The sequence below is a fragment of the Methylobacterium sp. GC_Met_2 genome (assembly GCF_026540795.1).
GTDB lineage: Bacteria > Pseudomonadota > Alphaproteobacteria > Rhizobiales > Beijerinckiaceae > Methylobacterium.
Genome location: NZ_JALNUM010000023.1, coordinates 17,652 through 30,643, shown reverse-complemented (window position 1 = coordinate 30,643; position 12,992 = coordinate 17,652). Strand labels below are relative to the sequence as shown.

Annotated in this window: 11 protein-coding genes; 8 read left to right on the top strand and 3 right to left on the bottom strand. The window is 68.9% G+C overall.

Annotated elements, in window-relative coordinates:
- Positions 1 to 5: 5 nt before the first annotated feature.
- The 5 genes from OXS49_RS10805 to mutS all read left to right on the top strand — a co-directional run bounded on the left by OXS49_RS10805 (position 6) and on the right by mutS (position 6,289).
- A complete protein-coding gene (locus tag OXS49_RS10805; protein ID WP_267424045.1) occupies positions 6 to 1,739 on the top strand; it encodes a patatin-like phospholipase family protein in 1,734 nt (577 codons plus the stop codon).
- Positions 1,740 to 1,854: 115 nt separating this feature from the next.
- The gene (locus tag OXS49_RS10800) at positions 1,855 to 2,016 is read left to right on the top strand and encodes a hypothetical protein (RefSeq protein ID WP_267424043.1); all 162 of its coding nucleotides are present in this window, start codon (positions 1,855 to 1,857) and stop codon (positions 2,014 to 2,016) included.
- Positions 2,017 to 2,057: 41 nt separating this feature from the next.
- Positions 2,058 to 2,915: an alpha/beta fold hydrolase gene (locus OXS49_RS10795; protein WP_267424041.1), complete on the top strand. Its 858-nt coding sequence runs from the start codon at positions 2,058 to 2,060 to the stop codon at positions 2,913 to 2,915.
- 218 nt (positions 2,916 to 3,133) lie between these two features.
- Positions 3,134 to 3,427: a hypothetical protein gene (locus OXS49_RS10790; RefSeq protein ID WP_244000789.1), complete on the top strand. Its 294-nt coding sequence runs from the start codon at positions 3,134 to 3,136 to the stop codon at positions 3,425 to 3,427.
- A 147-nt stretch (positions 3,428 to 3,574) separates the two neighbouring features.
- Positions 3,575 to 6,289: a DNA mismatch repair protein MutS gene (mutS, locus tag OXS49_RS10785; protein ID WP_267424039.1), complete on the top strand. Its 2,715-nt coding sequence runs from the start codon at positions 3,575 to 3,577 to the stop codon at positions 6,287 to 6,289.
- Positions 6,290 to 6,529: 240 nt separating this feature from the next.
- Here the strand turns inward: mutS and OXS49_RS10780 are convergent, their stop codons facing one another.
- Complete coding sequence (locus OXS49_RS10780) at positions 6,530 to 6,961, bottom strand: response regulator (RefSeq protein WP_267424038.1); 432 nt, start codon at positions 6,959 to 6,961, stop codon at positions 6,530 to 6,532.
- 68 nt (positions 6,962 to 7,029) lie between these two features.
- Positions 7,030 to 8,034, bottom strand: a complete 1,005-nt coding sequence (locus tag OXS49_RS10775) for a histidine kinase dimerization/phosphoacceptor domain -containing protein (protein ID WP_267424102.1) — start codon at positions 8,032 to 8,034, stop codon at positions 7,030 to 7,032.
- A gap of 270 nt (positions 8,035 to 8,304) precedes the next feature.
- Here OXS49_RS10775 and OXS49_RS10770 point away from each other — a divergent pair, with 270 nt between their 5' ends.
- The 3 genes from OXS49_RS10770 (at position 8,305) to OXS49_RS10760 (ending at position 11,402) form a co-directional block, all read left to right on the top strand.
- Positions 8,305 to 9,693, top strand: coding sequence for an AmpG family muropeptide MFS transporter (locus OXS49_RS10770; RefSeq protein WP_267424100.1), 1,389 nt, complete (start codon positions 8,305 to 8,307; stop codon positions 9,691 to 9,693).
- A 25-nt stretch (positions 9,694 to 9,718) separates the two neighbouring features.
- On the top strand, positions 9,719 to 10,660 hold the full coding sequence (locus tag OXS49_RS10765; RefSeq protein ID WP_244000796.1) for an EcsC family protein: 942 nt from the start codon (positions 9,719 to 9,721) through the stop codon (positions 10,658 to 10,660).
- Between the two features lie 82 nt (positions 10,661 to 10,742).
- Positions 10,743 to 11,402, top strand: a complete 660-nt coding sequence (locus tag OXS49_RS10760) for an MgtC/SapB family protein (RefSeq protein WP_244000837.1) — start codon at positions 10,743 to 10,745, stop codon at positions 11,400 to 11,402.
- A 13-nt stretch (positions 11,403 to 11,415) separates the two neighbouring features.
- On the opposite strand, the gene ilvA is transcribed toward OXS49_RS10760, so the two are convergent.
- Positions 11,416 to 12,960 (bottom strand): threonine ammonia-lyase, biosynthetic, encoded by a 1,545-nt coding sequence (gene ilvA, locus OXS49_RS10755; protein ID WP_267424096.1) that lies wholly within the window; start codon positions 12,958 to 12,960, stop codon positions 11,416 to 11,418.
- Positions 12,961 to 12,992: the final 32 nt, after the last annotated feature.

Sequence of the window (12,992 nt, the reverse complement as noted above, 5' to 3'; positions counted from 1 at the left end):
CGAGTTTGAGCGCGACCGAGATTCCGTTCCTGGCCGGGCTCGACCCAGCGGCCGTCGAGGCTGTACGCGCGCGCATGGTTCCGGTGACTGTGCCGGCCGGCCGGATCCTGTTCGAGCAGGGCACGCCAGGGGATGCGCTTTTCATCCTTGTCTCCGGCGTCGTCGGTGTCTCGGCCCGCGACCATACCGGGATGCCGACCCGGATCGCGCGGCTGCGCCCTCCGGAGATCTTCGGCGAGATGGCGCTTCTCTCCGACGCCCCACGGGCGGCGACGGTGATCGCCCTGCGCGATGCGCAACTTCTGCAGCTCACCCGCGGCGCCTTCGAAGCGGTGATCGCCGAGTATCCGCAGACACTCCTTTACCTGTCCCGCATCCTCGCCGACCGCCTGCGTCACATCTACGACGGCCGCTCGGTGCATCACGCGCCCCGGATCTTCACGATCCTGTCGGTGACGGACGGGCCGGAGCCGGCGGATTTCGCCCATCGGCTCGCCGCCGCCTTCGACGCTCTGTTGCCCGGCGAGACCGGCTGCCTGACGGATTGGCCGGACGGCGCCGACGAGGCGTGGTTCCAAGCCTACGAGGCGCGGCATGCGCGCGTGATCTTCGCGGCCCGCGAGATCGATTGCCCGTGGTGCCGGCAGAGCCAACGCCGGGGCGACCATGCGCTGCTGCTGGCCGATCCCGGAGCCCCGCCGCGGCCCGCGGCGGCAGCCTATCTGGAGCGGGTGCGCTCTGACTGGATCCGCATGGACTTCGTCGTCCGGCAGGATCCCGGGGCGCGGCGCCCGAAGCCGCTGCATCCGGCGGTCGCCAAGCTGCCCGCTTCCCTGCGGATCCAGCTCCGCGACGGTGAGCAAGCCGATCTGCACCGGCTCGCCCGGCTCGCCAGCGGCGCGGCCAGGGGCCTCGTGCTCGGCGGCGGTGGCGCCCGCGGGCTCGCCCATCTCGGCGTCCTGAAGGCCCTCGACGAAGTGTCGTGCGCCCCTGATTTCGTCGGCGGGACGAGTATGGGAGCAATCATCGCGGCAAGCGTCGCCATGGGCTGGAGCCTCCCCGAGATTCAGAGTCAGATCGAGGCGTTCTTCGCCACCAGCAACCCGATCAACGACTACACGCTGCCGCTCCACGCCCTGACACGGGGTGCCAAGGTCGATGCGGGCCTCGCTGCCCGCTACGGCGGCGCACGCATCGAGGATCTGTGGCTGCCGTTCTTCTGCGTCTCCTCGAACCTCACCACCGGCAGCACGATGATCCATCGCTCCGGCGACCTGACGCAGGCTCTGCGCGCCAGCATCGCGATCCCAGGCCTGCTTCCACCGGTGCTCTGCGACGAGGGCGTGCTGGTCGATGGCGGCATGATGAACAACCTCCCGGCCGACGTCGCTGCCGACCTGGAACGCGGACCGGTGCTCGCCGTCGATGTCGGCAGCGACCGCGCGTTCCAGGACATGCCCGCGCGCGGCTGGACCGGCCGCTTCGTGCGCAAGCTGATCGGCTCGCCGCTGGCGATGCCGGGCCTCGCGCCGCTGCTGCTGCGCGCCGCCACCGTTTCGGGCGACGCGCAGAGCCTGATGGCGGCGACTCATGCTACGGTGGTGCTCAAACCCCAGCTTTCCGGCATCGACCTGCGGGCATGGTCGCGGTTCCGCGAATCAGCTGAGCTCGGCTACCGCGAGACCCGCGCCGGCCTGGAGAACGGCAGCCTCGCGCGCTGGGTGGACCCGGTGCGTTGAGATGTCCGCGTGCGGCAGCGCACAAGGGCATGACCTCCCCTGTAACCCCGTCGGCCCGGCAACGATCTTTCCCACAGGATCGCCATCGGAGTTCAATATCGTGCTCACCCCCGCCATGACCGAATCTCCCCGAAACCCGCCCGTCGCCGATCCGACCCGGGGTCTGCTCGAGGGAGCGGCCTTCGTCCTGCTCTGCCTGTGGACCCGGACAGCACCGGAACGCCTGCGTAATCAACTCTCGCCAGAAGCCGGCGCCTGCGCCACTCTGGGCTTCTGACGGCCAAGCAGGCCACCCGCTGGAGCGGAGCATCGACGACGATGGATGTTGCGGGTGTGACCTTCCGGCGGATCGCGCTCCCGGAACTCAGCCTGCACGTGGCCGAGGCCGGTCCGGATGCCGGCGCGCCGACCATCCTGCTGCACGGTTTCCCGGAATTCTGGTATGGCTGGCGCCACCAGATCGGCCCACTCGCTGCAGCGGGCCTGCGGGTCATCGCGCCGGATCAGCGCGGCTATGGCCTCAGCGACAAGCCGGCGGACCTCGAAGCCTATCAGCTGGACCGCTTGGCCGGCGACGTGATCGCGCTCGCGGATGCCTTTGGCTTCCCGACGGTGCGGCTGGTCGGGCACGATTGGGGCGGCCTGGTCGCGTGGTGGGTGGCGAGCCACTACCCGGACCGGATCGAGCGACTGGCGATCCTGAATGCGCCGCATCCCGGCATCGTCGGTGACTATATGCGGCACCATCCGGGCCAGATGCTCCGCAGCTATTACATTGGTCTGTTCCAACTTCCCGGTCTGCCGGAACGCCTGCTCACCGCGGATCGGTGCCGGGCGCTGCGGCGGGCGCTCACCACCACCAGCCGTCCCGGCGCCTTCGCAGCCGCCGATCTCGACCGCTACGTCGAGGCCTGGCGTCAGCCCGGGGCGATGACCGGCATGCTGAACTGGTACCGAGCCCTGGTGCGGCTCCCCCGGGCGAAGCCGCCCCGGGTTCGCGTGCCCACCCTGATTCTCTGGGGCCGGCGGGACACAGCCCTGCAGGCAGGCTTGGCGGAAGCGAGCCTCGCAATCTGCGACGAAGGACGGATTCGCTGGTACGATCGCGCCAGTCACTGGCTCACACACGAGGAGCCGGCCGCGGTGAATGCCGATCTCATCGCCTTTCTCGCCTGAGCCGCCGCTGTCCGCTCCATAAAATTGCACTGATAAAACGATTTCACTTTACAGTCATTGCAAGTCGACAGGGAGCCAAACCTTAACACGCAGCAGGCACTGCTTTAATCCATATTCTTTCCAAGGTATATTTCAATGTTTCCTGCACTAAGACGGAACCGTCCGATCGTTTCCGGATTGGGGGATGGCTTCTGAAAGCCGATCGGAGATTTGAGACCATGTCGTTTCGCACCCTGCTGACCGCGGGCCTGTTCGCCGGCAGCCTCTTGGCCGGCTCGGCGGTGGCTCATGCTGCCCCCGCAATGCCGCAGCCCGGCTTGGCCGATAGCGGCCTGACCCAGAACGTCGTGATGCATCACCATCACCGGATGCATCGCCATCATTCCACCCGACACGAACGCCGGATGCGACGCCTCAACACGATGCGCCACGGTAACCCGAACGCCCGAAACCCGTCGCGGCCCGGCTACCAGCAGCAGCTCGGCAATACCACGGGCGGCCCCCGCTACTGAGCGATCTCCGCTGACGGGGACGCCGGTCCGGCGCAAGAGCGCAGGCCATATCAAAGAGTGAGCGCCATCCACTGCCGCCGCGGCTTCTCCCCAGCCGCGGCGGTGCGCGCCTCCTGATTCGCGGGCTGCGCTCTGCTAAGACGCGCCATGGCCCGCACCGCCGTCCGCCCCGCAGAGCTACCGCCCGCCCCGGGCCTCGATCCGGTCGGCGCCACGCCGATGATGGCGCAGTACATCGAGATCAAGGCCGCCAACCCGGACTGCCTGCTGTTCTACCGGATTGGCGACTTCTACGAGCTGTTCTTCGAGGATGCGGAGATCGCCTCCCGGGCCCTGGGCATCGTGCTGACCAAGCGCGGCAAGCATGCGGGCGGTGAGATCGCGATGTGCGGCGTGCCGGTCGAGCGCTCCGACGACTACCTCAACCGCCTCATTGCCCTCGGGCACCGGGTGGCGGTGTGCGAGCAGACCGAGGATCCCGCCGAGGCGAAGAAGCGCGGCCCGAAATCGGTCGTGCGGCGGGAGGTCGTGCGCCTCGTCACCCCCGGCACGATCACCGAGGACCGTCTGCTCGATCCGGCTCAGGCCAACCTCCTGCTGGCGATCGGACGCCGCAAGACGGGGGAGGGCGCGGTCGCCTACGGGCTTGCGGCGGTGGATATCTCGACAGGCCGCTTCTCCCTGAGCGAAGTTCCGGCCGGCGACCTGATTGGCGCCATTGCCCGCCACGACCCACGGGAGATCGTCCTGTCGGAGGCGATCCACGCCGATCCGGCGCTGGCGCGGATCTGGCAGGAGAGCCGCGCCGCCATCGTCCCCCTGGCGCAGGCGGAGTTGGAGCCCGCCGCCTCCGAGCGGCGCCTGCGCGAACAGTACGGCGTCTCGACCCTGGAGGGCTTCGGCCAATTCACCCGCGCCGAGATTGCGGCGGCCGGGGCGGCGCTCCTCTACATCGCCCGCACGCAGCTTGCGGCCCGCCCGACCCTGGCAATCCCGACCCGGGAGGATGCAGGCGCGACGCTCGCCATCGATGCCGCTACCCGGGCCAATCTCGAACTCACCCGCACCCTGTCGGGGGAGCGGACGGGAAGCCTGCTCGCAACGATCGACCGCACCGTGACGGCCAACGGGGCACGGTTGCTTGCCGAGCACCTCGCGGGCCCGCTGACCGACCTCGAGGCCATCGCCCGCCGGCACGAAGCGGTGGCGCACCTCGCCGAGAACGGTTCCCAACGTGCCGGCCTGCGCGATGCGCTTGCCCGGGCGCCCGACCTCGCCCGCGCCTTGTCGCGCACCGGCCTCGGCCGCGCCGGGCCACGGGACCTCGCCGCCATCGGCGCAGGTCTGGCCGTCGCGGCAGATCTTGGTGCACGATTGTTCGACACCCCGGACCTGCCCGAGGATCTCTCCCGACTGGCCGACCATCTGGCGCGAGCAGACGCTGCGTTGATCGCCACGTTGTCGGCCGCGCTCGCCGACGAGCTTCCCCTGAACCGGCGGGACGGCGGCTTCGTGCGCGCCGGCTATCACCCGGAGATCGATGAAGCCCGGACGCTCGGCCAGGATTCCCGCAAGGTCATCGCCGCCCTCCAGGCCCGATACGCCGAGCAGACCGGGTGCCGGACCCTGCGCATCAAGCACAACAACTTGCTGGGCTATTTCATCGAGGTCCCGCAATCCGTCGGCGAGGCCTGTCTGAAGGGCCTCCAGAGTGAGTTCGTCCACCGACAGACGATGGTGGACGCCATGCGCTTCACCAGCGTCGAATTGGGGGGCCTCGAATCCAAGATCTCGGGGGCCGCCGACCGGGCGCTGGCCCTCGAAGCAGCCGTGTTCGACGATCTCGCGGCGCGCGTGCTCGCACAGTCCGAAAACATCGCGGAGGTGGCGGAGGCGCTGGCCGGTCTCGACGTGGCGGCCAGCCATGCCGAACTGGCGGTCGAGCTCGACTGGCGCCGGCCCATCGTGGACGATTCCCTGAGCTTCGTCGTGGTCGGCGGGCGCCATCCGGTGGTCGAGGCGGCTTTGCGCCGGGCGGGCGAGCCGTTCATCGCCAACGCGTGCGATCTCTCGGGCGACACGCGGGGCCGGATCCGGCTGATCACCGGCCCCAACATGGGGGGTAAGTCGACCTTCCTGCGCCAGAACGCGCTGATCGTGGTGCTGGCTCAGATGGGGGCCTTCGTGCCGGCCACGGAGGCGCGGATCGGGCGGATCGACCGGCTGTTCTCCCGGGTTGGCGCCGCCGACGATCTTGCCCGGGGGCAATCGACCTTCATGGTCGAGATGGTCGAGACCGCCGCGATCCTGAATCAGGCCACCCGCCGCTCCCTGGTGATTCTCGACGAGATCGGCCGCGGCACGGCGACCTTCGATGGCCTGTCCATCGCCTGGGCCTGCTTGGAGCATCTGCACGAGGTGAACGCCTGCCGTGCGCTGTTCGCCACCCATTTTCACGAGCTGACCGCACTGGGCGACCGCCTCGCCCGGCTGGAGAATGCGACACTGAAGGTCGCCGAGCACCGGGACGGCGTCGTGTTCCTGCACGAGGTGGTGGCCGGTGTGGCCGAGCGCAGCTACGGATTGCAGGTGGCGCGGCTTGCCGGTCTGCCCGGCAGCGTCGTGGCGCGGGCCGGGGCAATTCTCAAGAGCCTGGAGAAGGCGGAGCGCGGCCGACCGGCCCGCGCCCGGATCGACGACCTGCCGCTCTTCGCTGCCCTCGCACCACCCCCGCCGCCGGAGCCCCCGCCCGAGGATCCGCTCGGGGCGCTCCTCGACGCCATCGATCCGGACGCGTTGACGCCCCGGGAGGCGCTGGACGCACTCTATCGGCTCAAGCGCGCGCGCGCGGGGAGGGGGTGAGGTGCGAATGTCGAAGGAAGCTCAGACGCCGCCGCGTCATTTCTTCACCCTCTGCGGGCTTGCCGAATCCGCCATCAGGACCCGTCACATCCATTCAAAATCGGGCGCAAGTCCCTCTATCCCGAACGGGAGAGGGGGCAGGTCACGCTCTGCCGCGAGCATCGATGTCCGTCAGAGATGCGTGAACAGTGTGGCCTTTGCTGGGGCTGGGGGGAGGGCCTGCCATAAACCCAGGAAACCTCAAACCGGCGCCGGCAAGAAGCCGTCCGGGCAGACCTCTCCGCTCCGGCCGGCGCGCCGGTCGGCCACGTAGTCGAGGGTACTGGCGACCACCCGCTCGGAATACGGCTTGGCGATCACCCCGATGGCGCCCGCGAAATCCGACGGGATGCGCTTCGCGTTGGCTGTCATGAACACCACGGTGGTGCAATGGTCCTTCGAAAGCGCCCGGGCGACCTCGACCCCGGTCGGGCCATCGACGAGATGAATATCCACGAGGGCGACGTCGGGCGCCATGGAGCGGCCGAGCGCGATCGCCTCGGCCGAGGTTCCGGCGATGCCCACCGTGACATGACCGAGATCGTCCAGAAGGCACTCGAGCTCCAGGGCGATCAACGCTTCGTCCTCGACCACGAGGATGCGCAGCGCGGCCCCCGCGTTTCTGGTCCCCATTCCGTCTCCGTGCTCCGACACCGCGAACGCAGACGCTTCGGCGAGCGTGGCGTGTTGGCGCTGAATACTCAAGACGCAGGCTGCAGCGGGATGTCGATCTCGACGGTCGTGCCCGGCACGGCATCCATCCAGGCGATGGTCCCGCGCATCTGCCGCACCACCATTTCCACGAGGTTGCGCCCGAAACCCGCCGGGTTCGGCGGCGCCGCCGCGAGGCCGACCCCGTCGTCCCGAATCGTCAGGTGCATCCCTCGCTCGGTCCGCTTGGCCGCGATCGAGACCCGTCCCTCGCGTGCGTCCGGGAAGGCATGGCGCAGGGCGTTGGCAGTAAGTTCATGGATCAACAGAGCGAGCGGCGCCGCCATCGCGGCCGCCACCGAGATCGACTCCACGTCAGCCTCGATCCGATGCCGCTCCGGGTCGAGGCCCGCATTCATGTCGGATAGGAACTCGGACGCGAATTCGCCGAGATTGAAATGGGCGCAGTCCCCCTCCGAGTAGAGCAGCCGGTGCGCGGTCGATAGTGCTCCGATCCGTTCCGCCATGCCCTGAAGCGCATCACGCGCCTCGCCCTCGGGGGTACGACGGGCCTTCAGTAGCATCAGTGAAGAGATCACCTGGAGATTGTTCTTCACCCGGTGATCGACCTCGTGCAGCAGCGCGGTCTTCTGCTCCAGCGCCGCGGTCAGGGCGTGCGTGCGGGCATCGACGAGGCGCTCAAGCTCGTCGTTGGTGCCACGCATCGTGTCTTCGAGCTGGTGGGTGGGGGTCATGTCCGCCTGGGCGGCGTAGTAGAACGCCACACCCTGCGCGTCGCTCACCGGCGTGATCGTCATCGCGTTCCAGAACGCCGTGCCGTTCTTTCTGTAATTGAGCAGCTCGACGGAAATCGGCTCGGCCGCCTCAATGGCCGCGCGAATCCGCTCGACCGTTGCCCGATCCGTGGCCGGCCCCTGAAGCATGCGGCAATTACGCCCGACGATCTCCGTCGCGTCGTAGCCAGTGGCCTGGAGAAAGGCATCGTTGGCCCAGGCGATCGGGTTATCGGGCGCGCGGGCGTCGGTGATCACCATCGGCGACAGGCTGCGTGCGAACGCGTCGACCAGAATCGCGGGTGGCGGAGTGGGCTCCAATCGGGCACTCACCGCATCATTCCACACCGTGTAACGCGACGCGTCCGCCCAACGGCCACCAGCCCCGATCCACGGTGCATGGAGATTGCGTTAACCAAGCTTCGATCAAGATCGAGGCGACCTGCATCACAATCCAGCGAGCATCACCGCGGCGCACAGTTGCCACGATTTCGCGGGATCAAGGCCATGAACGCTCAGGAGTTCCATGCCATGGGCAACCAGCCACAGGCTTTGCGCCGCTTCCGCCTCCGCGACATCGTAGAGGACCGGCGCATTATCCTGATGCTTGCGCTCGGGTTCTCGTCGGGTCTGCCGCTGCTGCTGGTGCTGGGGACCTTCACGCTCCGGCTCGCCTTCTCAGATATCGACGTGCGCGCCATTGGGCTATTCAGCTACGTGGCGCTGCCCTACTCGCTGAAGTTCCTCTGGGCGCCGGCGATCGACCGCCTGAACGTACCGGTCCTGGGCGCGCGGCTGGGTCGCCGCCGGGCCTGGATGGTGACGACGCAGGCCGCCGTCGCGCTGTGCCTCGTCCTGATGGCCTTCTCGGATCCGAAGACCAATCTCGCGCTGCTCGGGTTCGGGGCCTTCCTGGTCGCGTTCTGCGCGGCGAGCCAGGACGTGGTCATCGACGGCTGGCGCATCGACGCCGCCGGCAGCGACTTCCAGGGCATCCTGGCGGCGACATCGAACCTCGGCTACCGCCTCGGACTGATCACCGCGGGCGCCGGCGCGCTGTTCATCGCCGCGTCCGGGGGCTGGATGCTGGCTTACCTGATCATGGCCGCGCTCATGCTGGTCGGCATGGTGGCCGCCCTGCTGGCGCCCGCCTTCGACGCGCCCCGGGCGATCGTGGCCGACACGCCCGGCCATTCGCGGCTCTGGTCGATGCGCCGTGCCGTGCTGGAACCGCTGATCGAGCTGCACGGCCGCTTCGGGAACGCCCTGTGGGGCATCCTGCTGCTCGTGGCGCTGTTCCGCCTGCCGGACTTCCTCTCGGGGGTGATGGCGAGCCCGCTCTACCGGACGCTCGGTTTCGACCTAAAGGAAATCGCGACCGTTACCAAGCTCTACGGCATCTGGGTCGGCATTGCGGGCGGCTTCGCGGGGGGCTGGGCGCTCGCTCGGCTCGGTCTGTTCCCGACGCTGCTGCTCGGCGCCTTCCTGGCGGCCGCCTCGCACCTCGCCTTCGCGTGGCTCTCGGCCGGTGCCCCGGAGCTCTGGCGCTTGACGGTGGCCATCTCGATCGAGAATTTCTGCGGCTCCTTCGCGGGCATCGTGCTCATCGCCTACATGTCGAGTCTCACCAGTCCGGCCTACGCAGCAACGCAATACGCGCTGTTCTCCTCGCTCTACGCGCTGCCCGGCAAGCTGATCGCGGGTGCCTCGGGCTTCATCGTCGCGGCCATCGGCTACCCGGCCTTCTTCGTACTGACTTCGCTGGTCGGCATTCCGGTGCTGGCACTGTGCCTCGCCGTCGGGCGTCGCAGCGGCAAAACGGTCCCGGAGGCTCCGCTCGCATCTGGGCCGAACGCGGTGGGGAACCGCGCGACGGGCGCAGAACTTCCTTCCACGGCGCGCGCCCCGGGGGCCGTGTGACCGGAACAGATCCAGGGATCCTTGGATGACCACGACCGATATCTCCCGCGCCGATACGACGCTGCCGACGGTGACCGGCGAAACAATCCTCAGCGACGCGGATCTCGCCGCCCTGCGCCGGGCCGTGCAGGCTCTGGAACGGCCGAGCCTCGCAGCCCGCCTTTCCGCGGCCGCCGGGGCGCCGCTGGACATCATCGGACGCTCGCTGCCGGCACCCGTGACCGAGGTGGTGAGTCGCAGCACCGAGGCCGCCATGCGCGGCGCCCTCCGAGTCGCCCTGGCGACGCTGCCCCGCACGGAACTCGCGCCGGCGACGGCGGGCGAGACCCTCGGCACGGCGAGCGCCAAGGCAGAGAGCCGGATCACGCGGCTGCTCGGCTCGGGCGATGCCAAGCACAAGGCCTATGCGGCGCTGTCCGGCGCCATCGGCGGCGCGTTCGGCCTCTCGACGCTGGCGGTCGAACTGCCGGTCTCGACGACGCTGATGCTCCGCTCGATTGCCGAGATCGCCCGTGAGGCGGGCGAAGACCTGGAAACGCCCGAAGGCGCGCTGGCCTGCGTGCAGGTCTTCGCCCTGGGCGGCCGGGCGCCGGCGATCACGGAGGCGGGTTCGGCGCTCACCGAGAGCGGCTACTTCGCGGTCCGTGCAGCCCTGGCCAAGACACTGGCGGAGGCCGCGCGCTACGCCGGAAGCAAGACCCTTCTCGACCAGTCGGCCCCCGCGTTGATCCGCTTCACCGCGCAGATCGCGGCCCGCTTCGGCCTCGTCGTCTCGCAGAAGGTTGCCGCGCAAGCGGTGCCGATCCTCGGGGCGTTCGGGGGGGCAGCCGTCAACACCGCGTTCATGAACCACTTTCAGGCGACGGCGCGGGCCCACTTCACGGTCCGCCGCCTGGAGCGGGCCTACGGTCCGGACGTCGTGCGGGCGGCCTACGAGGTCGAGAAGGCGGCGCTGGGAACGAGTTGATAAGTCGGCTCATCATCGTCCAGGATCGGCGCATTCCGCATCACGCGGATGAGCGGAGAGGGTCTTGATCGGCAACGGTGAGATGGTGGCGCGGCTGGCGCTGGCGGCCCTGTTCGGCAGCGTGATTGGCCTCGAGCGCGAACGGTTGCTCTGGGCGGCAGGCCTGCGGACCCACATGCTGGTCTGCGTCGGTTCCTGCCTGATCATGCTGGTCTCGGCCTTCGGCTTCGGCGACGTGCTGGGCGCCGAGCATGTCGTGCTCGATCCGTCCCGTATCGCAGCCCAGGTCGTGTCGGGGATCGGCTTCCTGGGGGCGGGGACGATCCTGCTGCGCGGCGAGGTGGTGAAGGGGCTCACCACGGCGGCGAGCCTCTGGGGCGTAGCCGCGATCGGACTCGCGATCGGCAGCGGGCTCTACGTGCCGGCCATCGCCACGACGGCGCTGATCGTCGGTATCCTGGCCGGCGTGAAGCCGTTCGAGGAGCGCTGGCGCGACCGGATGCGGGCGCGGACGCTCCGTTTGACTGCACGCGCGGGCAGGTTGTCGATCGACACCCTTCAGATGGCGACGGGCGAGCGCGCCTCCCGGGTGCGGACCTTCGCGGTCCGCCCGAGCGTGAACCCGGATTTCGACGACGTTACGGTCACCTTCGTGCGTCTGTCGCGGACGAGCGTCGCGGCGATCGCCGAGAAGCTGCGGGCCATGCCGGACGTGACTGCGGTGGAGGAGGAGTCCGAATAGACCGGGTCCAGCCTCACGCCGCCCCGGCCATCTCGCCGTCGAGAAAAAGACGGTAGGCCGGGTTCTCGGTCTCGTCGGTGGCCGGGTATCCCAGCGCCTCAATGACCGCATCGAACCGCGCCCGCTCGCCCGGGGGGACCGCGATGCCGGCCAGCACGCGGCCGTAATCCGCACCGTGATTGCGGTAGTGGAACAGCGTGATATCGAAGTCGGGCCCCAGCACGTCGAGGAACTTCATCAGCGCACCGGGCCGCTCCGGGAACTGGAAGCGGAACAGCCGCTCGTGCGCGACGCCCACCGCCCGGCCGCCCACCATGTAGCGGACGTGGACCTTGGCCATCTCGTTGTCGCTCATGTCGAGGACGCGGTAGCCGGCCTCGCGCAGGGAACCGATCAGCGCCTGCTTCTCGTGCCTGCCGCCGGTGACATTGATGCCGACGAAGATCTGCGCCTCGGCGCCTGGGGCATGGCGGTAGTTGAACTCAGTGACGGCGCGCGGCCCCAGGGCATTGATGAAGGCCCGGTAGGCGCCGGGCCGCTCGGGGATCGTAACGCCGATCAAAACTTCCCGCTGCTCGCCGATCTCCGCCCGTTCGGCGATATGGCGCAGACGGTCGAAGTTGAGATTGGCCCCCGACGAGATGGCGATCAGCGTTCCGTCGCCGCCCTCGCGCTCGGCATAGAGCTTGGCACCGGCGAGGCTTAGCGCGCCAGAGGGTTCCGACACCGCGCGGGTATCGTCGAAGATGTCTTTGACGGCCGCGCACATGGCGTCGGTATCGACGGTGATGACCTCGTCGAGGTGCTCGCGGCAGAGGCGGAAGGTTTCCTCGCCGGCCTGCCGCACGGCAACGCCGTCGGCGAACAGCCCGACCGTGGGCAGGCTGACCCGGGTCCCGGCAGCCAGCGCCGCGGCCATGCAGGCGGCGTCCTCCGGCTCGACGCCGATCACCTTGGTGCCCGGGCGCAGGTACTTCACGAAGGTGGCGATGCCGGCGGCGAGCCCGCCGCCGCCCACCGGCACGAAGATCGCCTCGATCGGACCGGTGTGCTGCTCCAGGATCTCCTTACCGATCGTGCCCTGGCCGGCGATCACATCCGGATCGTCGAACGGATGCAGGAAGGTCAGGCCCTGCTCGGCTTCGAGGATCTTGGCCTGGATCAGCGCCTCGTCGAAGGCGTCGCCGTGCAGCATCACTTCGGCGCCGCGGGCCCGGCAGGCATCGACCTTGATCGACGGCGTGGTGCGCGGCATCACGATCACGGCCCGCGCCCCGAGCTTGGCGGCGGCGAGCGCGACGCCCTGGGCATGGTTGCCCGCCGAGGCGCAGACCACGCCGCGGGCGATCTGCTCGGGGCTCAGGCCCGACATCTTGTTGTAGGCGCCGCGGAGCTTGAACGAGAAGACCGGCTGCAGATCCTCACGCTTCAGCAGCACCGGTCGACCGAGCCGCTTCGTGATACGCGGCATCGGATCGAGTGGGCTCTCGATCGCCACGTCGTAGACGCGGGCGGTGAGGATCTTGCGGATGTAGTCCGTCACGGTGCGGGATCTCAGGCGGCGCGCTTTGATAGGCCCGGCAGATAGAC